The following is a 22,898-nucleotide window of genomic DNA, read 5'->3' as shown; positions in this document are numbered from 1 at the left end:
CTGCCTCCCCTGCCTCCCCTGCCTCCCCCCTTTGCCTCTTTGTGTCTTTGTGTGAGATTTCATCTGACAAATCAAACGTTACAGTGACGCTAGCTTCAATAGAAGCCCGTCCTTTGGACGTTTGGGTGTTATTTACCAAATCTGGCAAGCGATCGGCTCGCATTCCCTTAGAACTGGAGAGTCCGAGGCAAAATAGCAGTGCATCTAAGATATTAGATTTACCCGAACCATTTGGCCCAGATATGACAGTACACCCCGGCAGCAAAGGGACTGAGGTAGTGCCACCGAAGGATTTGAAGTTGGTAAGTTCCACGCGCTTGATATGAACCATGCAGCTAATCACACAATAGCAATACTTCTAGCCTTTACTCCCTTAAAAATGCTCAACTAGCCTACTTTCAGCGCTTGAACATGAATAGTTGGTATAAATTACTACTCATTGACGATGCTCAACTAATGCTCAACTTTCCGAGCAAGAATCTACATCTATCTTATATGTCTAAAGCTCTTGCAATGGCAAGACGTGCTGAGGTCGTGTAATGAAATATTACTGTGTGGTGTACTCTTGACACTTGGTGGGCAAGTTGTCAATGACTTTTCCACCTCAACAGGGAAAACAATATGGGTGCAATGCCGGACTTAACGCTTGAGCAAATAATTAAAAATTCGCAAGAGGGTAGGGGGGAGAATTGGGGATTATTGTAGGTAGATGTGTTGCGGTGAGACTCCAAGCTTCATCCGAAAGGCTGAACGCAGGCGATCGCTAAGTCTACAGCGAAAATTTGATGCCGCAAACTGAACATCAAATTTTCCCAGAGCAGATAATATCATGTCCGACTAATTACTTGTAATTCAAAAATTGGAAATAGGATCGAGGCATTCTCACACAGTAATGTGAGTTGCTAAGTAATAGGGGGGAGGAAGTGAAAAAAGCAACTCACCCCAATGGTAGAGGGTATTAAAAGCACTAAATGAATTTATAATATAGTAATCTTTACAATTGGAAAAACGTAGAAAGAAAGCCCCTCTTTACTACCTCAATCTGATGTATGTGATTTGTTTCTGAACCCCCAAAATTTTCTAGAACTTAGTAATGAAGAGATTAATTAAAGGTCTGCGCGAATTTAAATCTAGCTATTTTTCGACACATCAACAATTGTTTGAGCAGCTTTCACAGGCTCAAAAGCCCAGAGTATTATTTATTACCTGTTCTGATTCGCGTCTCGATCCAAATCTAATTACACAAGCCCAAGTTGGTGAATTATTTGTCATTCGCAATGCAGGTAACATCATTCCACCGTATGGGGCAAGTAATGGCGGTGAAGGTGCGACAATTGAATATGCTGTTCAAGCTTTAGATATTCGCCAAATTATTATTTGTGGTCACTCTCATTGCGGTGCAATGAAAGGATTAATGAAGTTACACAATCTCAGCGATGAAATGCCGCTCGTACATGATTGGCTTAAATATGCAGAGGCAACTCGAAGGCTAGTTATGGATCACTACAGTCACTACGACGGCGAAGAATTGCTAGAAATTATGATTGCCGAAAATGTTCTGACTCAAATTGAGAACTTGCGAACATATCCAGTGATTCACTCTAAGCTTTATCAGGGAGAACTCAGCATTTATGCTTGGATTTATCACATTGAAACAGGAGAAGTTTTCGCATACGATCCCCAGAAACACGCTTATGTTTTGCCCCAAACTCAGCTTCCAGAATCAGAAATAAATGAGTCCTACAGGGGTCAGCTTCCAAATACTAATGCAGCAGTGAATTATCCTCAAACCCCGCAGGATGACGATCAACCTTATGAAAAAGTGTCTGTTTCTCCATTTGAGTGGTTTCCAATGAAACGCCTTTCTCCAGAGCAGATGGAGCGAATTTATCGAGGTTCAAATAATAATGGAAGTTGAAAGATGAGAATGTAGAATTATAACTCCATATATCACCATAACTGAAAAAGATTTGGCAGGATTAGACTTAGACTGCTTGGTAGATAATCTGGCGGTAAGCACTGCATGAAAAAGCTTTAGACTAATCAAAGTTCGCTCTAATTACATCTTGGAGATTTTCAGGTATTTCTAAAAATAAGCCATAGCTAAACTAAAGTTTACTCAAGTGGACGGAAAAATGGTTTCAGTCTTTTTTATAAGACTTTAACTATTAACTATAGGTTTAGAAAGTCATTCAAGTGGCATCAACTAACTACTGCTTACATTTTATTTAAGCAAGCAAGTAAAAAACAGAGACTTACACAGATGTAAGTCTCTGTTTGGCTTTTATACCGATACTAACTGAAAGCTTCAGTTATTCTTTTATTGCTTTTTCGCAGTTCCAACTTTTGCTTCCACCTTCACCGTCTTCACACCTTGAACTTCCTTAGCCAAAGTTTCAGCTTTCTTGAGTTCTTCAGCAGAACTTGCTGTGCCTTTAAGGATAATTTCACCCTCTTTATTTTCAACTTGTAATTTATTGCCTGGTAAACCTTTGTTCAACTTTGCGCTAACTTCAGTTTTTAAGTCGCTCTTAACTTTTGTTGCGGCCGTTTTTTCCGAACCAGTTTTAACTTTAGTATCTGTGGTAGCTGCTAAAGGAGTCGCTTCTGTTGCTGGAACTTTAGCAGTTTCATTTGTCGCAGAAGCTGGTTTTGCTGGTACTTGAGCAGCTTCATTAGTAGTGCTAGGAGTTTCCGAACCAGTTTTAGGAGCCTCTTGGCAGCCAAAAGAACCAACTACCAAAATGCTACTAACTAGTAATAGAATTAGCTTTTTCATTATCTATCTCCGAATTGAGTATTTGAAGCGATTAATTGAGGTGTGTGTGATAGTGAGGAGCAGATGTTAAAAAGCAATTAAATGTGAGTGAAGTAGCAAAAGTGCCCAAGCAATTACTCAGGTTACTGAAAACTGAAACTTGGACGATTTCTTAAGGCTAAGATTTTGCAGCCATTTTTGAAAAGCGCCAATTCAATTTTCCTAACGGCTGCTAACCAGCATAGCTCTGCATAGAGTCTGTCGCTCTCTGTCAACTTAGCGTAGATGCTAAGGAGCTTTTTTGAGGGTAGACTATGCAGCCTTACAGTGGTGACTTGATGTTATCAGATTTGAGGCAAGTTTGGCGATATCTACGCCTACACAACTCAAAATTTCGGTGTTTTTGCAATATTGTGCCAGCAAAATTACCAACTAAATGCTACTTTATAAAACTATGGCTTGCTTACAATGCCCTAAATATCCAGGAAATATCAGCTAATGCCCTACCTCACTTCTGCCAGCGAAATTAGTGCTATTGTCGCTGAATATACCAATGCAAGAATACTATGGATAGATACAGAAGTAGCTGACTATAAAAGTCGTAATCCCCGACTGTCGCTGATTCAGGTGTTAGATAATCCTCAAGATATGAGTGGCGATCGCGTCTACCTTTTAGATGTGTTAGATAAGCCTAATATTATAGCTGAATTTATTGAAAAAATTATGATAAATTCTGCAATTGAAAAAGTTTTTCACAACGCTAGTTACGATCTAAAACTTCTCGGTAATAAGAAAGCTAAAAATATTACTTGCACTTTGGAAATGGCAAAAAAAATTCCCTACTATCTTTTGCCATTACCTAATTACCAACTCAAAACCATAGCTACGGCACTTTGCAGCTTTAACAATATCGATAAACAAGAACAAACAAGCGATTGGGCAAAACGCCCCCTGACTGAAGAACAGATAGAGTATGCTTACTTAGACTGTATTTATCTTGCTCAAATCCACTTAAATTTGTTAGGTTTACAAGCCCAAGCCAGCCCCGAACCCACTACAGAAGATTTAATATTACTAAGTACTAGATACTCACAACTTGAGCAACAATACAAATTGTTGAATTCAGAATTTGAGCATTTGCAAGAACGGATGAAAAAAGCCATGCAAGCTCAGAATATATCTGAAACTTCTTATCATAAGCTGACAAGTTCCGAGCGCACTACAATCAAAGCTAGTTTTACAGAATTATTCAAGCTGGTACAAACCCAAGAGATTGATTTAGATTTCCCTGTCACACTAACTCAGAAACTCAAAAAAGATTTAGGGACAAATCTGGAACAACTATCTGTAGATATTGAAAAAACTACCTCTTGGCGGCTAACTTCTAAAACTCAAGAGAGTGAAACAGAAGATGAGTAAATGAGTAAATTGTCTATAAGGCTACAAATGTCAGAATTTAGGGAGTGATTATTTCAAACAAATCTTAACATTTCAAATATATTTTTTCAAAAAGTATCCTAAGAAACATGATTAACAGTAGTTTTCTGTTCAGAAATCTATTGTCAAGAAGTAGAGAGATGACAATAAGCAAAAGTAGGATTGACAATTTTTATACTTTATAATTCAGATTTTTTATTTAATATAACTATGAAAGAAATATATTGAATATCAGGTAAATTTGTTAATTGACTTTAAACGTCTATCAAAAGTTAGAATGACTATTCAGTTAAAGAATTAAAACCTAGATTTTGGTACTAGCTGTGTTCAGGTGTTATGGCAGTTTATATTAAATTATGAGACGGCGTTTATTTAGACAAAAGCGAACAAAGGTAAATCAAGTATTTACCATAGCTATTTTTACTACATTGACAGCAATTAGCAGTGTTTCTTGTAGCAAGAATGACAATGTTTTGGTGACAGAAATAGGAGTTAGTACACCTAGCCGTCGTTCAGCTACAGCTTCCAGAGGTGGAGAATTCTATCTTCAGGGAAAAAATCAGCATTTAAACGGCGATTTACAAGCTGCGATCGCTTCCTATAGTAAGGCAATTAGTCAAAACTCTCAATATGGCGCTGCCTACAACGGCCGGGGATTAGCCTACTTTGATTTGGGAGACAAGGAAAAAGCGATCGCAGATTACAATCAAGCCCTCCGCATCAACCCTAACGACGCTGAAGCTTACAATAACCTGGGCAATGCCCGCGCCTCACTAGAAGGTAACAGAGAAGCAGTGAAAGATTATAGTGAAGCGATTCGCCTTAATCCCAACTATGCCGAAGCCTACAACAACCGAGGAAATGCCCGCGCCGCCAATGGAGACAAAAAAGGGGCAATAGACGATCTCGATCAAGCAATTCTCCTCAACCCCAAATATGCGATCGCTTATAATAACCGAGGAAATGCTCGTGCTGCCAATGGAGATCCAAAGGGTGCGATCGCAGATTACAATCAAGCCATTCGCCTCAACCCTAACTTTGCCCCCGCCTACAATAACCGAGGAAACGCCCGCGCCACCAATGGAGACAAACAGGGCGCACTCAAGGACTTACAACAAGCAGCAAGCATTTTTCAAAGTCAAGGTAGCAACGACTTATATGAACAAGTGATGAAAAACATCAAAGAGCTTGGACAGAGTAGGCAAGCAGGGCAGTAGGGCAATGACAAATGATAAAATCACATCTCAGAACCAATGTGAATGCGATCTTCAACTTCCGCAAATTTTTCCTGTGCTTGCTGTTCAGTAGTCAATAATGAAACGACAATCGCCACAATAAACGCTAGGGGAATAGTAACTAATCCCGGATTTTTCAGTGGGAAAGGTGCAGAAGCGTGCTTGAGAATTGTCACCTGAATAGTCGGTGATAAATAAATCAGCAGTAACGAGGAGAAAGTACCGACTAACATACTCGCAACCGCCCCGCTAGTAGTGAAGCGTCGCCAAAGCATTGATAGCAGCAATGCTGGGAAGTTGGCACTAGCGGCGATCGCAAATGCTAAACCTACCATATAAGCGACGTTTTGTCCTTTAAACAAGATACCCAGAAATATCGCCAGTAATCCCAAAGCCATTGTCGCGCCGCGAGCTACCTTCAGTTGTTCTGACTCGTCAGCATGGCCAGAACGCACCACGTTCACCCACAAATCATGAGAAAGTGCAGCCGCTCCTGAGAGGGTTAACCCCGCTACAACTGCCAAAATTGTCGCAAAGGAAACAGCAGAAATAAAGCCTAAGAAAGCATCACCACCGAGAAATTCTGCCAACATCGGTGCAGCCATGTTACCACCAGTCCCGATTTGCTTGATGGCATCTTGCCCTACTAGCGCCATCGCTCCAAAGCCCAGGATGAAGGTAAGGAGATAAAAAACGCCAATAATAGCTGTAGCATAAGTAACAGAGACGCGTGCGGCTTTAGCGTCTGGTACTGTGTAGAAACGCATCAAGATGTGGGGTAATCCGGCAGTACCGAACATCAACGACATCCCCAAGGAGATGGCATCAAACGGGTCAGAAACCTGTTTGCCTGGAGCTAATACACCCGGATACTTGTCTGCGGCTGCGGCGAAAAGAGCGAGTGGGTTAAAACCAAATCGTGCCAATACCAAGATAGCTAGCAAGATTGTTCCGCCGAGCAACAAAACTGCTTTAATAATTTGTACCCAAGTGGTGGCAATCATGCCGCCAAAAATCACGTAGGCCATCATCACACAACCGACGATGACCACAGCTAATTCATAATCAAAGCCAAACAGCAGTTTAATTAGCTCCCCAGCCCCTACCATTTGGGCAATTAAGTAAAAGCTAATCACTGCCAGCGTTCCAATGGCAGATGCGATGCGAACTGGTTTTTGTTGTAAACGATAAGCCACTACATCGGCAAAGGTGTATTTGCCTAAGTTACGTAATGGTTCCGCAATCAAAAACATCACAATCGGCCAGCCCACCAAGAAGCCAATAGAATAAATTAAGCCGTCAAAGCCGTTGAGTGCCACCAGCCCAGTGATACCTAAAAAGCTAGCTGCACTCATAAAGTCTCCCGCTAGGGCTAGCCCATTTTGGAAACCACTGATATTACCGCCAGCTGTATAGAAGTGGGCAGTATTTTTGGTCAGCTTTGCCGCCCAAAAGGTAATACCTAGAGAACTGACAACAAACAGAAGAAAGAAGGCGATCGCTAACGGGTTAAACTTACCAAGACTGGTAATATCCGCCGCTAGTGGCAGATCCAACCACACACTATTCATGCTTTTTTGGTTTAGTATTTTGGATTTGGAAGTAGAAATTGCTAACAGCTAATTTACTTACGTGTCAGCCTAGCGATTTGGTCGTCATAACTGCTATTTGCCCAATGCACGTAGATAAAAATTAATACCCATGCTGAGACAATTACTAATGCCCCTAGTAAAATTCCCAAGCTGAGACCAGGAACTACTAATGACCCCAATAGGGGCTTATTGAATGCGATTAGCAAGATAAAGCCAAAGTAAATAAACATCATGGCTCCACTGAGAATCAGGGATACGCGCCAACGTTCAGCCGCGAGAGCCTGGAGAGCCTTTGTGCGATCGTTCATGTCTTCCTTTAGGTTGAGAAGATTAGGTCAGATTGTCTCATTGAAGTTCATTTATGCACAATTTTCTTAAAGATTATTAGTAAATCTATTGCTATTTCAGGTAATAAAATTAACCTTGCAAGGTGATGTAACAAAATAACAAGATAATAGCAGCTCTGTTTTTAGGCAGAGACACATAAAACTATAGATGCAGTTAGACACAAATAAAGCCGATCTATCTGTAATTATGGCTGCTAGTTATGTATTTTATTATACTAATATATTCATTTCAGTCCTAAATATATAATCTTTATATACTAAAAAATACAATAGATACGTAGTTGCCACCAGGTTTTAAAATCCTTCAAGTGTTATGAAATATTTTTTTAAGCTATCAAATTAACTGAGATTAATAAAAGCAGTAAACTGTGATTTCTAAAATATACCAGAAATCACAGTAGCAGATTAACTAAATATTCTAATAACATTTATATCAAGAGCTTGTTGTTGGACAAATAGGGCATTACCAAAATTTAGTAAAGTATGTTTATCAAAACACTGATCACAGAGCCGATTCTTTTTTTCAGAATCGTTTTAATTGTCATATTTTCCATCACTTTGCATGAACTTGCTCACGGCTGGGCTGCTATGAGCCAAGGAGATAATACTCCACAAAAAACTGGTCATCTTACGCTTAATCCTCTAGTTCACATGGGCAAAGAATCGATTATTTTTCTGTGTCTCATGGGTATAGCTTGGGGACAAATGCCCATAAACCCCTCTAATTTTCGCTCTCCCAAGCTAGGTAATATTTTGGTATCCGCAGCTGGGCCATTATCAAATCTGGCTTTAGGCATTCTATTTATTTTAGTGTTGAAATTTATCTCTAATCAGAGTCTTACAGGGCTTTTCAGTGAGGAATTTATTTACTTAGCGGCTCGGATAAATTTGACCTTATTTCTGTTTAATCTGCTGCCAATTCCACCACTAGATGGATTTCATGTTTTCAGTGAAATTTTTCCTCAGCTAAAGCCACTGCAATATACTCAATTCGGAATTTTTGCAATGATGCTTCTATTTATAATTCCAGAATTTGGGGCGGGACTTAGTGATATGACTGATTTAGTTATCCAGTCGGTACTTGGGGGATAATCAGCAGCTTCTTAAGTAAAAATAGATTACTTATTCATATATAGGATTACTATTTGATTTTTGAACGAAATTAGGTATTGTAGAGGAGCCAGTGCGTTGCGGAGGTTCCCTCCGTTGTAGCAACTGGCGTTGTGTTAGAACGGAGTTCGTAACGCACTATTCTCAAGGGTTTGATGCGTTACGCTATCGCTAACACATCCTACGGATATTTTCAGAAATCAAACCGGATTCCTATAGTAATTTTATTTTTTTGGATAATTTAAACCGACAAAACCCCGATTTTTTAGTACATCGGGGTTCTTGTTATTTATGAAATATTTAGGATGGGCATATTTTTACTGTAATATTCAGTTTTGGCATAGATGCTGATTATACTATCACCAACTGCAAAAAAACTGCCATCTTGCTCGTTTTTAGAAAATTGCAAATTTGGGTATTTAGCAGCAGCTTCTTCAGCAGTCATAGGTTTTGCTTCTATTTGCTCTGGTAATAGTCCAGTACAACCAATGTAAAATACCAAAGGAGAAATTTTATCTTGGTAGATATTTTCTACATATTTCTCTAGCTTGTTATTCGCTGTCGTCAAAGCTGCGATCGTTTCCTCTTTACTGATTTGCCTACCAGTTTGTTTATCCTGAAATAACTGCGCCAAACTATCAGCACCAACTTTATTGAGAATACCTAAAACAATACCATTTTGCTCAAGCCCAAGAAAATCATCAAAAATTGATTTCATAAACTCGTCAACTTTCGTAATCTTGGTACGTGATGAAAGTAACCTGTGTCTAACAGCGAGATTCTCATTAAATGCCATCTCAAAACTTGGCTTAATGATAATCTCTCCAGTTTCCTTGTCATAAAGACGATACATTTTATTCAGAAACTTGTTGGCAGAATGTAACTTACTTAGGTTTAGAATATTTTGACTGCCAATGTCAATCTTATAGCTCAATCTTGAGTCAAGAGTACCATTTAACAGAGCTTCCTGAATGTCTATATATTCGTTAGTTGTCGGAAAGCTGATATAAGCATTCTTGGATAAATAGTGCTTTTGAAACTCATCTAACTGTGGTGCTATAAATACATCTGACTCCTTTTTCAAGTGAGCAGAAATAATACTAGTAAGCACTTTAATTTCTGCCAGTTGATTGAATAGTCCATCAATACTACTGTAACGACTATCAGAAGCGACAAGCGGTAAGTTATCTAGATGGATAGAATATTCAGTATGGAAGTCAAATTTTTCTGCATCTAAAACACCTTTTTCTTTGAGCAAATCAAAAGCTTTTTTACTACTAATTTTTACTTGCAAGGACTTTATATTGATTTTGCCATCACTTACAATTGTGTAGTTATTAAAACTATTGAGGTTATTTACCAGCAAACCTGCTACTTCAAGAGTGGGGGTTTGATCTTCAGATTTGGCAAGTCTGACTTTCCGTTTGATAAGCATATTGATAGTAGCAGTATTGCGGTTAAACTGAAACTCGCCCATACCAACATACTCAGCATTATCTATATATTCTGTTTGCAGCCAAGGTTGAAGCAGTTCTCCACTTTCGTTTCTCACACCTCTAACCCGTTTGATGCCTGTTCTTTGATAATGTTCTTGCAGATGCTTAATATTGACGATAATATTGTTACGATATTCTGCAAAAATTTTGATGAGTTCTAGCAGACAAATTTGATTATTTGTCATATTGTCACCTTCCATCTAAAGGTAAATAATCTGTTAAAGCCACAGTTGAGAATAAGTTCTGCCAACGGAAAAACTTAAAGGACAAACACAGAATAAATTAATGCCTATATGCTGAACAAGGGGAAAAATCTCCTTGTTGAAGATAAGCAAACTATGGGCATTGTCTGCCAAACTTAGCGTTACACATCTCTATAGTACAATTATACTATATAAAATTCAGTTGTGTAGGCATAGTCCATCGTAGATATCGCTCTGCAATGAGGTGTTATGCTGCGATCGCGGATTTATGCCATACTGCTGACTCTTTTTAACTTTTGCGCCTCTGAGTGACTTTGGATAAACTCGTTATTTATGCGCCAGGTTTGAAATAATCAAAAAGGCGATCGCCTGAATCTGCGCGAATCAATGCTACAACTACATCTGGTAAGGTGGTTAAACTGGGATAAACTAAATAACGTGGTTCCCAACGGGGACGAAACTTCTCTCTGTAGGCGTGCAGTCCCTTGAAATTGTAGAAGCGATTCAAGTGCCCGTAAAGATAGTGCAATACTCTCTCTAAGCGGCGTGATTCTGGGTTGTCTCCAACTCCTGCAAGGGCAGAAAGACCGAAATTAAAGCTGTCGTAACCAGACTCTTTAAAATGTTGAAGCAGGGAAACAAATAAAAAGTCCATTGTGCCATTTTCGATGGATGCGCGATGTCGCATCATGTCAATAGTGGCTTCGTTGAGTTGGTATTCTTGGAGAACGTTGGCAAAGGCGCTGATGTTACCTTCAGGATTATGCACCACAGCAATCTCGCACTCTCGCAGGTAAGCTTCGTCAAACCAACCCAAAGAAAAGTGTTTTTCCGAACCTTGTACCATTTTCAGCCATTCATCACTTACAGATTTGAGCAGGTGCAATAAATCATTGGCGATGGGTGGTTGGTAAAATTCGATTTGGTATCCTAGCTTAGTCAAACGACTGATTGATGGTCTAAAGTTTTTACCGGCTTTACCTTGTAATGTAAAACTTTTCAGGTCAACGATCGCTTCTTCTCCAATTTTGAGTACCTTAAACCCCAATGACTTGTAAAGCTCAACATCATCGGGCAAAGTTTGGTAAAAGCCTGGATACCAGTCGTTGCGTTGGCAAAACTGCTGGAAAGCAACAATTGTCTCTTTGCGGTCTTCAATGGGGCCTATGGGATCTCCTAATGCGATCGCACCCCTACCTTTGGGAACATAGGCAATTACACTATTACCAGTAGGACTGAAATAATAACTTTTATCATTTAAAAGTGCGATCGCTGCTAAAGAAGAATGTCCATATTGTTCGACAATTTCTTTTGCTCTTTTTCGCTCATTTGACGTTGCTAAATTACGCCAAAACACAGGTTGCAACAGCATTACCATTGCGTATGTAATAGTAACTCCGGCAATAATATAAATAGAATTAGCAAAAAATTCTCCAAATTTGCTCTTGGGTTGCAGTCCCCAATTATCCTCAGTGAAGAACATCGCTAAAGTCTGAAGTACAGCTTCACGCCAATTAAAATTTTCAGAAAATTTGCCGTCTAGTAAGTAAAATCCAATAGTTCCGTATGCCAGAGTAAACAGTAAGGCACCGATAAGCACTCGAACTCCCCGTGCAATGGAAGGACGGTCTGATTGCGCCGTGAAAAAATGGCGCATCAAGATTAACTGCACCAGTAAAATTCCAGAGAGGAGACTTTCTTCATAATCCAGTCCCTTAAGCAAGTGGCTGAAAATGGAAATTACTAGTAAACCAATAGTCAGTAACCAGGCTATTCTTTTTCGGCGTAATAAGTTAGTAGCAAGTGTGAGTAAAACAAACCCAGTTAACGCTGCAAATACATGACCACTAGCACGAATATCAAACGGAAAAAATTCTTTCAGCCAGTGATTTCGCCCATATAGGTTAGGTGTCACTGCTGATAATAAATTCACTACTCCGACTAAACCTGTAAGGAAAGCTGCACTCCAAAGTCCAATCTGAGTTTTTAAATTATTGGTCATTAGTCTAAAAGTATTAATTAGAAGTTAGAGGATGTATAAAAGTCCCCCTTTTTAAGGGGAGCCACTGCGGTCTTGGGGTCTTCCCAAGTGAAGCAAGTGGCGTGGATTTAGGGGGATCTAGAACATTTTGATACCTACAATAGAATTTTTCAAACATCCTCTTAGGAAGTTTTTGTTCTACCACTGTTTTTAGAGACTAAAATAATAAACAAACCAATTTTACAGGCTGTATTACCTATACGGATTAAGTTTTAATGTTTTGAATTTTCTCCATAACACGTTAATTTTAATGCCTTGTACCAATTCTTTGGGAAACTGCATAAAAGTCAGTCTTGGTAAGACTTGCGGCTTAGGCAACTGGTTCTATGCAACCTCACAGCTAATTAGTATTAGCACAAGGGAAGCGGTAGAACCTGATTTTTAAAATTCTAACTCCTAACTCCTAATTCTTAACTCTTAACTTTTTTAAATTGTTCTCCTACATACGAGAGCGAATCTTTAAGGTGCTTGTGGAAGTAGTTCCAGCCTATATCTGCACCTGACAAACCATGACCGCCTGGAAAGGCATAAAATACGTGAGCAATGCCTAATTTGTTTAAGGTTTCGTTGAAAGCTTTGGTAGAAGCTAGCAAATTAGTATCGTTCAGACCTGCATCCAGGTAAACACGTAATTGCTTTCTATCTTCAGCTGATAGCTGTTGCACAATTTGTTGAGGACTATTTTGTGAACCGCTATTATCGGTAAAATAACCGCTATGGCTAAACAGAATATGAAAGTTGTTCAGATAGCGTAACCCGATATTTAGTGCCCCCCATCCCCCAGAAGACAGACCTCCCAACGCCCAAAACTGGGGTTGTTCTAAAGTGCGGTAGCGCGACTTGACAACCTGCACTAATTCTGAGCCAATCAAAGTCCCCATTTTGCCATTCGGCCCATCAAAGTAATCGGGATCGTATAAAGGACTAGAACCGCGATTATCGTTACCATCAGGTGTAATCACAATTGATGGCGGTAATTTTCCACTTTTATAAAGTTCATGCAGTACGTCTAAGACTGCATACTTGTCAGCATAGGCACGGGCATCATCATGACCACCGTGGAGCAAAAATATTACAGGGTAGCGCTTTTGCAGATTTTTCTTATAGCCAGGGGGCAAAATCACGCCGTAGTTGCGGACTGCACCCATCGCTTGGGAGTTGAAGGTTGCTAATTGAAACTTGAGCCCAGTATCTGCCTCTTCTTTGGGTGGGTCTAGTTGTGGCGCACCCAAGATAAATACATAATAATAACCAGCAGAAGTGAGGAGTGCGATCGCTCCTACCAAACTAATTAAAAATTTAGAAATCTTCATATTTATTTAGCATTCCAAAAAATCACCTCCCTTAGAACTCACTATAGTTAATCTGATGAGAAATGGCAGCAGAGTTTTCCACATTGATGTTTAAATCTCAACGGTTTTGCAAAATAGAATTATTTCAATTGGTAATTGCTAATTGTTTTGAATATTTTTGCGATCGTTAATACCTAAATTAGTAGCCTTACGTGCATTTGCTATTTCAGCCGATTTAAATTGTTCGCCCACAAATGTCAAAGAATCAGCTAAATGTTCTCGCCAGTATTGCCAAGTATGACTGCCAGGAAACTGACGAAACGAATTAGAAATTTTTAAGTTATTTAATACTTTAGAAAAGTTTTTGGCCGCGTCGATTTCTTCAATATCTGATGTCCCAGAATCTAGGTAGATTCGCAACCTTTTTTTAGCTGGTGTGGGAATGCTTTTAATATAAGTTATTGGGCTATTTATCGGCCCGCTTTTATCGTGAAAATAACCACTATGACTAAATAAAATTGAGAAATGATTCACGTTGTGTAATCCCACATTCATTGCACCCCAACCACCAGAAGATAAACCACCTATTGCCCAAAAATCTGGATTAGTTAGTGTACGATAACGGCTTTGCACAACTTTTACCAACTCATCGCCCACGGCTGTGGAGACTTTACCGTTAGGGCCATCAATATATTGAGGGTCCCAATAGGGACTAGAACCGCGTTTGTCGTTGCCATCTGGTGTGATAATGATGCTGGGTGGCAACTTACCTGTAGTATAAAGTTGTTCCACAGTCTTAAGAGCTTGTCCCTTGCCTTGAATAAACCAATCAGTGGGATTACCATGTCCACCGTGGAGGAGAAAAATTACAGGATATCTTTGTTTTGGATTTTGCTCATAGCCAGGGGGTAAAGAAACGCCGTAAGTGCGACTTGCACCCATTAATTGACTATTGTAGGTTGCAATTTTGTAGGTTAAGTGAGTAGCTAAGTTACCAGTACTAGACTGGGTTGGAATCGCGGAAGGCGTTGTTTGTAAATCCTGCTGTTGAGGTGGTTTTGCTACAACAGTTGGAGAGAAATTACAGCCAACTAGGGTTAATAGTGAAACTAGCAAGAGATTTTTTGATTGTTTGTAGTTCATTTTTGAAGGGCACTGGACAGTCTGTGCTGGCAACCATCAAGTTTACGCAAGTAATTTGTCAATGTTGTGTCAACAGGATGGAAACTTTGCGACTTGTTGTAAGTTAAAAGTCAAGAGTTAGAATAAGTTTGTTTACGATGCTTAAAAAACTGCAAATCAATTTCAGCACACTGTTTGGCTTGTCGTTGCTGGTGCTTTCTTTGTGGGCGATCGCTAGCGAACTGCACGAGTATAATTATCGTGACATCCTCAACTCTCTAGCTGCTATTCCTAAAAGCCGCTTAAGCTGGGCAATTTGGCTGACAGTCTTGGGCTATCTAGTGATGATTGGGTACGATATTTTGGGTTTTAGTTACATTAATCGTTCCCTAAGTTGGAACAAGATTGCTTTAACCAGCTTTATTAGCTCTGCATTTAGTAATACCATCGGTTTTGCTTTGCTGACTGGTAGTGCTATCCGTTATCGATTTTACTCCAGTTGGGGAGTGTCAGCAGTTGCGATCGCTCAAGTAATTGCTTTCGCCAATTTTACTTTTTGGCTGGGGATGTTTGCCGTTGCTGGTTGCTTATTTCTCATCAATCCCCTGAAAATTCCTACTCAACTACATTTACCTTTTGTCAGTGTGCGTCCCATCGGCGTAATTTTTCTGCTATTGGTCGCTGGTTATTTGGTAGGAAGTATTTTTGTTAAACAACCGTTAATAATTCGGGGACAAGAATTTCGATTTCCTGATTTTAAGATATCCCTGATCCAGATAGCAATTTCTAGTCTTGATTGGATTTTAGCCGCAGCAGTTCTTTATGCTGTGCTTCCCAGTAATATATCTCTGTCCTATCTTGACTTTTTGGGTATCTACTTACTAGCGATGTTTGCAGGAGTTATTAGTAATGTCCCTGGTGGTTTGGGAGTATTTGAAACTATAATTTTGCTGATTCTCTCATCCAAAGTTTCGGCTGCGGCAATTTTGGGAGCAATGCTAGCTTATCGGGGAGTCTATTATTTCTTACCTTTGCTAGTAGCATCGGGTTTGCTAGGACTTTATGAAATTATATTTAGAACCCGTAATTTAAAAAATATCAATAAACTGTAAAATTCCGCTTCAGTATGAACACTAACAATGAGATACTCGACTTATCCAATAAGTCGAGTATCTTGGGCTTTCAAATAATTGAAATTTATAAACGCTGTTAATTTCAAATGCGATATCTTCACAACTAGCGGCAAAAGTTCATAATTTTTGCTGAGGCGATCGCTAATCTAACTCCATAACAATAGTAACAGTTAGTTGGAAATTTTGAATTAGATTTTCATAAATCATTATCAAAATTCCGTTTTCCAGTTTGAGGATAGAAATAATCATGAAAAACAAAGTATTGTTTGGTGCTATTTTCATGGCAACTTGGGTAGGAACACTGATTCCTGGTGCTTTAGCTGCCTCACCCTGTTCTGTGGGACAAAAAGCTGAGGTTCTTTGGAAGCAAGCATGGTATCCAGCAACGGTACTTAAGGTTAATGATGAGAAGTGCTACATTACATACGATGGTTATGATAGTTCCTGGAATGAATGGGTTGGCAATGCACGCTTCCGGGCATCATTTCAAGCTGGAGATTCAGTGAGAATTTTGTGGAAGGGGAAATGGTATCAAGGGCAGGTTTTAGAAGTTAGTAACAATCTTTATAAAATTACTTATGATGGCTACGATAGTTCTTGGGATGAGTGGGTTGAACCTTCTAGAGTAAGCAGATAGAGAATATTTCTGTCGGTTAACAAATTAAATGCCGTCTTAACAAGTTAATGTCGCTGGAATATTCAAGGCTATAATCCTCACTGCACCAATGATTATAGCCACTCGCCCTATATTATGGGGGTTCATTTAGGTTTTGATGCACCAAGTTCTTTGGTTGTCGCTTTCGCTATGGGTTATGCTGTGTTACCAAAAAAGTATACCTCGACCTCCTTATTGAAAAGCAGATCGGCATATTCTTTGTATTTAGTGGGGATAGACTCATAGATGTAATTCTGTAATTTGGCACAGATTGTGATATTCTGAATTTACAATGCCATTTTTATGGCGGGATGTGGCGCAGCTTGGTAGCGCACTTCGTTCGGGACGAAGGGGCCGCTGGTTCGAATCCAGTCATCCCGATTTGTACTTCTAGTGTACATTCGCAGATTATATGTCGCGATTCGCAAATTAGTGTCGTTGTTCGCACACTAATGTCGATCTTTCTGTTTTTTATAGGCAATTTAATTATGCTAAGTTTTCGCAAATTAGTGTCGTTATTTTGATTAATTGGAGTTGACTTCACTACGTTTCTAAATATAATTCCAAAGATCATAAGACTCCCGAACGAAGTGCGCCTTTCAACCCTCCTATTTAAAAATATATCTATGAAACCTTAACAAAAATAGCAATTAGCAAAACAATAAACACAAGTGGAGAAAACTTTCCAACCCACCCCAAGCCGGAATGATTGTTGAAACTTTTTATTGGTTTTTTTGCTATCGTGCACTGGCAACTTTCAACCCACCCCAAGCCGGGATGGTTGTTGAAACCAGGAAATACCCAATAACCACCAAACTAACCCAGATTTTTCACAGTACATTGGCTCAAAAGAGCATGAACTGCGGCGCTGTTATAAAAATATTATATTTTCTAGGTTCGGATTAGTGAATTAAATTTAAGCGGCTTGACGTTCTTGGTAAGCAAAGACGGCTAAATTTCCCGCTTTTTCTTGTGGACTACCTTTGATTGGCTGTGTACCAATTTCAGTAGAAATTCCGACTTTTGCAGCTTGGGATTTAATACTCTCAATTAATCGACCGTAACTCCAGCGATGAATGCTTATACGATATTCTTTGGCATATTTTTGTTGAGCTTCCTTGTAACCAGGACATTTCTTTTCTCCTCTGGATTGGATTTCGCTACTGATTTGCTCACGCATATCGCGGAGTTTTGGCATAACTATGCTGTCTGCTTGATAGGTTTTGGCGATCGGAATAATTGCATCTGCTAATAATCTATCTATATATTGCCCTAACTCTGATTCACCAAAGGAGTTTGGCGCATTCTGTTTCTGAGCTTTGTGTCGTTCGTGAGACAGGCGTTGCTGTTGTTGTCGCTGACGATTGAGAAGATTGTAGTTTTCACCAAGTAGTTGTTTTACACTGCGATAAGCTAGAACTTCATTTTTAACAACATCTACCACCGCTACTGTGACTGGCTTTTTTAGACCAAAACTAACGCCAACTAGGATTGAGGGTTGACCTTGATAATTAGGCTTGCTGGGGCGAGGGAAAGGGTTATTAATTCTATCTAGCGTTATTTTTGAGCAGATATGCGAGAGCGCAACGAGTTCGACCATGCTTTGATAAATCGCCATCTCATCAAACCCTTACTTGACGAATTGCAAAAAAGTACAGTGCAGATAGAAGGAATATGTCGTGATGAACAGTATCAACAACTGCTGCAACAAACAGACCCTAATTCTGAATTTGAACGCATAGTTTTACATGAAATATATCACAGTGGATATAAATTACCCGACACTGCACAGGAATTGATTCCAGAGTCAAACTGTAAGCCAGATTTTCTTTATAAAGAAAATTACATTGCTGTTTTCTGCGACGGTTCAGTTCATGATAGCCCTGAAAAACGCAAGCAAGACCAAATTGAACGGGATAATCTCAAGCACAATACTAGTTACCATATCCTTACTCTACGGCATGATGAAGATTGGCGAATAGAGTTGACAAAATTAGCAAGTTTGTGAGTGACTTTAGAGTGCGATCGCACTTGGGAGCATATCAACGTAAAAGATAATGGCTTTTTCACTCAATACCCAAGGAATATCACAGTTTGGACACAGAGTAGGGTTATCTATGCCTGTAAAAGCTCAAATACATGAAATAAATGCTGCGGAATATAACTAAGCTGGCAAAACTTTTGCTCTTTGCTCAAAGCTTTTGAAGTCTATTACTTTCGACTGTCTAGCAGCTTCCCAAATTTCATTCACAATATCTATTAGTGAAGGTATCACAAGTAGAACGTACTGACCTACTTGCTTATTACTTTTGTCTGCTACTTTTACAGTTGTGGGCAAATTTTCGCCAAAGTCTGACCAGTCTTGCTTAACCCAGAAAACTTCATCGCCGATAACAATTAACTGTTTATCCCTCAAGCCGTTATCATAACCGCTATCGTCTAAAAATTTTATTATCTTTCTGACTGTTTGTAGAGAGATATTTTTTCTTAAATTTCTGATAGCTCGTATTTCTAGAAGCTGCTCCCAGCTAAAAACTACAGTTGGTCTTGCATTAATCCCAAATCTGTATGGAATGACCAGACCTACCTTCTCCAGATAGGCAAGTCGGCTGGAAGTACAACCTGCCAGATGCATTGTCTCTTGCCTTGTAAAACCTGACATCTGGTTCATACTCGTTACCTTATCTACTTGGGTACTTCATTTCAGGCTTTAGTCTCTAAGAGCTAGAGTTTGCCTTGAATTATACCAAAACCACTAGCGAGTACGATTTTGTACTAATAAAAGGGTTATTACAAAACTTTGTTACACAAATAACTGATTTTGTACAACAAAGTGATAATATCAAGCAATATTAATATAAAAAAGTTTTGGCTGGATCTTATATATTGAGCTTTGTTTAACTTATAAGTCAAGTAAATACAAGCCAAAACTAGCAGTATTCATGCAGTGCTAGCCGACTACCTTAACTGCTCTGAGCGATTATTCGTTCTCTACGACGATTGAAATCGATCGCTTTCAATGGTCGATTTCCAATATAGTGATGACAAGTGGAACCCATATTGGTAATCTAAGCTACATCACTTGAAGATTATAAATTCTGTAGTAAACGTAATTTTAAAATGGCTGGAAAGGGACTTAATTATGTAATTGAGACTGCGCGTGAAGTGTGGAATATTGAACCACACCGTGATGTGCGTATCCCTCCAGCCTTACAGGATAGTAAACCTGTAGCGGTAAATGCGTTGTGGACAGATTATGGACTACGCCCTAGTGCAACTAATCTGGCGTTTATGGTGCAATCTGTTGCGCCGTCAGATTTAGAGCAATGGAAAAGACGGTTGCGTGACTGGCCGATTCGTGCAGGGCTTTTAATTTCAGATGGAGAATATCTCCTTGAGTATATCGATCCATCAGGTAGATTAAAGGAGCGCTTAGTAGAACCAGATTCTTTGGCTGTAGAACTTGCTGCACCAAGTAGTTACTTATTTACTCCCAAGGCACTGGCAGAATTTCGCGGTGGTCAACTAACACTTGCTGATTTGGAAGAATCAGTTTCCAAAAATAGCTTATCATTTCTACTTAGACAAAGAGCCGAACTGGATAAAGCATTCCAGGATGCAATTAAAGGAACACTCGCAGAAATTGGTATTCAAAATAAACTAATATATCCACAAAATTCCATATCCTCTCGTGGAGAGATAGCAGGACATGCAATTCGTGTAGCGATCGCATTTTTGGCAGCACGGATTTTGGAAGACAAAGGCTTTTTTGGTACTGACTCAAATATTCCAACTGATGATCCTCGCGCTTTGCTATATCGCACAGTACCTCGTGCTAATGGTTTTTTTAAAAAGGCTTTAGAAGACTCAATACCTTATTTAAATGATAGAATATTGCAGCATTTAGCTGCCAATTTAGGGAGTCGAGTTAGCTTTGCCCTAGTCGATCATAAAGACGTTGGATTGCTGTACGAACGTGCTATCAAAGAATTACCCAACGATATTGAGGGTGAAAAATGGAGTGATTTACAACGACATTACACTCCAGTTGCGATCGCTGAACGTATGCTTGAGTTACTTCCTTTAGAACGCCTACGTCCAGAGGAAAGAGTAATTTTTGACCCAGCAGCAGGTTCAGGTAGTTTGTTATTGGCTGCTACATCTCGTCTTGCAGGAATGTCTGATATTCCAGAAGATGTTAAAGAACGAAGACTTTATCTTGCACAGCACGTTGCAGGTAATGACTTAGATCAATATGCTGATTTAGTAACACAACTTCGATACACCTTAGCAAGAGAGTCACTGGGTCAGGATGTTCCGTTTCCCTTTCCTTCTCACTTTTCTCATAAAGATTATGAGACATTAACTAAGGAGAATATAGGTATTAAGCCGCGTGTTATTGTTGCAAACCCCCCTTTTGCAGAAGATGGTAATACTCAAAAAGCAGCAAAATTTATAGAAAAAGTTTTAAGTTGGTTGGATAAAGATTCTCAATTTGCTTTTATTCTGCCTCAATCTTTTTTAACAGCTTCAACTCATGGCATACCAAATGTGCGAAAATTATTAACGGAAAATTGCCGCATATTTGAAGTATGGCAGTGTCCAGAAGGGACTGTTGGAATTGAGGCAAGCCAGGATGTGGTAATTGTTTTAGGAACTGTGGGCAATTCTAGAATAACAATGCCCTCTATTGCGCGAGCAATCTTTTCTAGAGCGAAAAGCTCTGATACTCGTGATAATGGTTTTCTTGGTAAAACATGGATTGGACAATTAAGTTCAGAGCTAAATGACTGGGCATCAATTACAGCACCATCGATAAATATCTCTGTTCCAACAATACCTTTAGGAAGACTTTTTTACGTTTTTAATGGTGTTAAACCAGGTTATTTAGGTAGAAAGTATCCACCAGTGAATGAATGTCCAGATGGAGTTAAATGTAAACGCAACTGGCGTTTAGCTTGGCATGACAATCAAAGACTGTGGGCAGATCCAGAAAGAATAGATCCAAATGTACGTTGGATTAGATACGGTAAAAATTTCCTTGAAGGAGGTCGCTTCCAAGATGAATCTCTATTAGATTCACCCAAGGTTTTAGTTGGTAGTGATATTAATCGTGGGACATCAAACCCTTTATCTGCACATCTTGACACAATAGGTTTATGCCCAAATAATCACATATTTTGCATTTTACCAATTGCAGAATCTGGTAAACATACTAAAAAGTATAATCCTTGTAAAGATTGGAGAGAATGGGAAACACTTAGCTATGAAGAGCAGAGAATTTGGTTATTGGGGATTTTGTCATCATCAATAGTCGGTGAACTTTCCTTACAGGGAAGAAGTTCAAGAGGCATTACAAAAGACTTACTATATAAACTACCATTACCTTACAAAATTGATAACAGAATTATCAACATTACTCGTCAAATTCTAGAAAGAGACGAAAATCATATTCCTATTTTTGAGCCAGATGAACTTCACAGGCGATTAGATGAACTAGTGGAGGAATCATATGGTAATCCTCCTCGACTTGAAATAGCACGTACAGGAATACCTCCAGAACTAGGATTGTGGAAATCGGAACGAACAAAGCCCACATTTACGGTACGTGGTCAAGTTTTAGAAATATCCGAAGATAATAGTCAAATTCGCCTTTATTTAAATGGGCTAATGGATGATAATCGAGAAGAATGGCTACCGATTTTGCCAGAGATTCCTGGTTGGGCACTTGATGGTACAGTGTTTGAAGCAGAACTCAGTGAAGATGTAGAGACTTTCGCGGAACTTGCTCAACGTCCTTGGGCTATTAGACGCTTTCGCCACACACCTCGTCCCTACTTAACTGACGAAGAACTGACTGAAGAACTAGGGATAGAGACGTAAAATATTTTTATGACTTGTGAGTTAGCTTTTTTACCTGTAGGCAATGCTGATACCATCGTTATACGTGCTGATAGCAGTTCTGTTGTTATTATTGACTTACATAAGATACCCATCCTTCTTAAGTGGTTACAGAATAACAAAGCAAATGTCATTAGCAGAATTTATATTACCCACGAACATCGAGACCATTTTCCATCACTAGAAGATTTGGTTACGTTTCTTGATAATTGGCTAAAACGTGGTGGAACAATAGGAACTCTTTGCCTTCCTTACGAAGTTTATAAAGAAGCGAGGAAAAAAGTATCTGCTGACAGAGCATCTAATAAAAGGCTTGAAGATGCCCTGCTACGCCTTAGGCAATGGGAACAGAAAAATATCATTAATTTTATAGAAGCTACTCGTGGTTCTAATCCATATACCCAAGGAGATTTAGAAATCCATATTTTACACCCAGGGCTTTTGTACGCTCAGGATCATCTTGCAACTATTAGAGGTAGGGATAATGAAATATCTGTTGTAAGCTGCTGTACCTTTAATTTGCATAAAATAGAAATTGGATAAGTATTGCATTTACTGCCATGCCAGCTAGAGGTT

At 39.2% G+C, this 22,898-nt stretch carries 19 protein-coding genes, 1 tRNA gene and 1 pseudogene; 10 read left to right on the top strand and 11 right to left on the bottom strand.

Annotated features, from left to right (window positions below):
- Both CDG77_RS26435 and CDG77_RS38665 read right to left on the bottom strand, forming a co-directional pair.
- The coding region (locus tag CDG77_RS26435; protein WP_143857095.1) for an AAA family ATPase at nucleotides 1–331 on the bottom strand (331 nt) is incomplete at its 3' end.
- A 365-nt stretch (nucleotides 332–696) separates the two neighbouring features.
- On the bottom strand, nucleotides 697–831 hold the full coding sequence (locus CDG77_RS38665; RefSeq protein ID WP_258169502.1) for a hypothetical protein: 135 nt from the start codon (nucleotides 829–831) through the stop codon (nucleotides 697–699).
- A 262-nt stretch (nucleotides 832–1,093) separates the two neighbouring features.
- On the opposite strand from CDG77_RS38665, the gene CDG77_RS26430 reads away from it, so the two are divergent.
- Nucleotides 1,094–1,918 (top strand): carbonic anhydrase, encoded by an 825-nt coding sequence (locus CDG77_RS26430; RefSeq protein ID WP_094332266.1) that lies wholly within the window; start codon nucleotides 1,094–1,096, stop codon nucleotides 1,916–1,918.
- A gap of 402 nt (nucleotides 1,919–2,320) precedes the next feature.
- Here CDG77_RS26430 and CDG77_RS26425 read toward each other — a convergent pair whose 3' ends face one another.
- Entirely contained in the window at nucleotides 2,321–2,779 is a 459-nt protein-coding gene (locus CDG77_RS26425) for a BON domain-containing protein (protein ID WP_094332265.1), read from the bottom strand.
- Between the two features lie 477 nt (nucleotides 2,780–3,256).
- Between CDG77_RS26425 and CDG77_RS26420 the strand changes: the two genes are divergently transcribed.
- Nucleotides 3,257–4,177 (top strand): ribonuclease D, encoded by a 921-nt coding sequence (locus tag CDG77_RS26420; RefSeq protein ID WP_094332264.1) that lies wholly within the window; start codon nucleotides 3,257–3,259, stop codon nucleotides 4,175–4,177.
- A gap of 374 nt (nucleotides 4,178–4,551) precedes the next feature.
- Nucleotides 4,552–5,412, top strand: a complete 861-nt coding sequence (locus CDG77_RS26415) for a tetratricopeptide repeat protein (protein ID WP_094332263.1) — start codon at nucleotides 4,552–4,554, stop codon at nucleotides 5,410–5,412.
- 20 nt (nucleotides 5,413–5,432) lie between these two features.
- Here CDG77_RS26415 and CDG77_RS26410 read toward each other — a convergent pair whose 3' ends face one another.
- Both CDG77_RS26410 and CDG77_RS26405 read right to left on the bottom strand, forming a co-directional pair.
- Nucleotides 5,433–7,001 carry a sodium:solute symporter family transporter gene (locus tag CDG77_RS26410; RefSeq protein WP_094332262.1) on the bottom strand — a complete coding sequence of 523 codons (1,569 nt, stop codon included), beginning with the start codon at nucleotides 6,999–7,001 and terminating at the stop codon, nucleotides 5,433–5,435.
- Nucleotides 7,002–7,054: 53 nt separating this feature from the next.
- Nucleotides 7,055–7,330, bottom strand: a complete 276-nt coding sequence (locus CDG77_RS26405) for a DUF485 domain-containing protein (protein ID WP_094332261.1) — start codon at nucleotides 7,328–7,330, stop codon at nucleotides 7,055–7,057.
- A 522-nt stretch (nucleotides 7,331–7,852) separates the two neighbouring features.
- On the opposite strand from CDG77_RS26405, the gene CDG77_RS26400 reads away from it, so the two are divergent.
- A complete protein-coding gene (locus tag CDG77_RS26400) occupies nucleotides 7,853–8,461 on the top strand; it encodes a site-2 protease family protein (RefSeq protein WP_094332260.1) in 609 nt (202 codons plus the stop codon).
- Between the two features lie 307 nt (nucleotides 8,462–8,768).
- Here the strand turns inward: CDG77_RS26400 and CDG77_RS26395 are convergent, their stop codons facing one another.
- The 4 genes from CDG77_RS26395 to CDG77_RS26380 form a co-directional block, all read right to left on the bottom strand.
- Nucleotides 8,769–10,160: a hypothetical protein gene (locus tag CDG77_RS26395; protein ID WP_094332267.1), complete on the bottom strand. Its 1,392-nt coding sequence runs from the start codon at nucleotides 10,158–10,160 to the stop codon at nucleotides 8,769–8,771.
- Nucleotides 10,161–10,509: 349 nt separating this feature from the next.
- A complete protein-coding gene (locus CDG77_RS26390) occupies nucleotides 10,510–12,180 on the bottom strand; it encodes a phosphatidylglycerol lysyltransferase domain-containing protein (RefSeq protein WP_094332259.1) in 1,671 nt (556 codons plus the stop codon).
- A 449-nt stretch (nucleotides 12,181–12,629) separates the two neighbouring features.
- Nucleotides 12,630–13,532, bottom strand: coding sequence for an alpha/beta hydrolase (locus CDG77_RS26385; RefSeq protein WP_094332258.1), 903 nt, complete (start codon nucleotides 13,530–13,532; stop codon nucleotides 12,630–12,632).
- Nucleotides 13,533–13,670: 138 nt separating this feature from the next.
- Nucleotides 13,671–14,654: an alpha/beta hydrolase gene (locus tag CDG77_RS26380; protein WP_094332257.1), complete on the bottom strand. Its 984-nt coding sequence runs from the start codon at nucleotides 14,652–14,654 to the stop codon at nucleotides 13,671–13,673.
- A gap of 137 nt (nucleotides 14,655–14,791) precedes the next feature.
- Between CDG77_RS26380 and CDG77_RS26375 the strand changes: the two genes are divergently transcribed.
- The 3 genes from CDG77_RS26375 to CDG77_RS26365 all read left to right on the top strand — a co-directional run bounded on the left by CDG77_RS26375 (nucleotide 14,792) and on the right by CDG77_RS26365 (nucleotide 16,802).
- Nucleotides 14,792–15,745 (top strand): lysylphosphatidylglycerol synthase domain-containing protein, encoded by a 954-nt coding sequence (locus CDG77_RS26375; protein WP_094332256.1) that lies wholly within the window; start codon nucleotides 14,792–14,794, stop codon nucleotides 15,743–15,745.
- A 268-nt stretch (nucleotides 15,746–16,013) separates the two neighbouring features.
- Entirely contained in the window at nucleotides 16,014–16,403 is a 390-nt protein-coding gene (locus tag CDG77_RS26370) for an agenet domain-containing protein (RefSeq protein ID WP_094332255.1), read from the top strand.
- Between the two features lie 325 nt (nucleotides 16,404–16,728).
- Nucleotides 16,729–16,802 (top strand) — tRNA-Pro (locus CDG77_RS26365).
- A gap of 535 nt (nucleotides 16,803–17,337) precedes the next feature.
- Here CDG77_RS26365 and cas12k read toward each other — a convergent pair.
- Nucleotides 17,338–17,979 (bottom strand): annotated as a pseudogene (gene cas12k / locus CDG77_RS26355) (type V CRISPR-associated protein Cas12k); the annotation flags it as partial.
- Between the two features lie 15 nt (nucleotides 17,980–17,994).
- Between cas12k and CDG77_RS26350 the strand changes: the two are divergent.
- Nucleotides 17,995–18,429 (top strand): hypothetical protein, encoded by a 435-nt coding sequence (locus CDG77_RS26350; RefSeq protein ID WP_181154175.1) that lies wholly within the window; start codon nucleotides 17,995–17,997, stop codon nucleotides 18,427–18,429.
- Between the two features lie 156 nt (nucleotides 18,430–18,585).
- Here the strand turns inward: CDG77_RS26350 and CDG77_RS26345 are convergent, their stop codons facing one another.
- Nucleotides 18,586–19,092: a MerR family transcriptional regulator gene (locus CDG77_RS26345; RefSeq protein ID WP_094332253.1), complete on the bottom strand. Its 507-nt coding sequence runs from the start codon at nucleotides 19,090–19,092 to the stop codon at nucleotides 18,586–18,588.
- A 449-nt stretch (nucleotides 19,093–19,541) separates the two neighbouring features.
- On the opposite strand from CDG77_RS26345, the gene CDG77_RS26340 reads away from it, so the two are divergent.
- Entirely contained in the window at nucleotides 19,542–22,304 is a 2,763-nt protein-coding gene (locus tag CDG77_RS26340; RefSeq protein WP_094332252.1) for an N-6 DNA methylase, read from the top strand.
- A 9-nt stretch (nucleotides 22,305–22,313) separates the two neighbouring features.
- Entirely contained in the window at nucleotides 22,314–22,865 is a 552-nt protein-coding gene (locus tag CDG77_RS26335) for a hypothetical protein (RefSeq protein ID WP_094332251.1), read from the top strand.
- Nucleotides 22,866–22,898 lie beyond the last annotated feature (33 nt).

Source organism: Nostoc sp. 'Peltigera membranacea cyanobiont' 213 (assembly GCF_002245975.1).
In the GTDB taxonomy this organism is placed as follows: Bacteria; Cyanobacteriota; Cyanobacteriia; order Cyanobacteriales; family Nostocaceae; genus Nostoc.
Note: the sequence above shows the minus strand (reverse complement) of the source record. Positions and strands in the feature narration are given on the sequence as shown.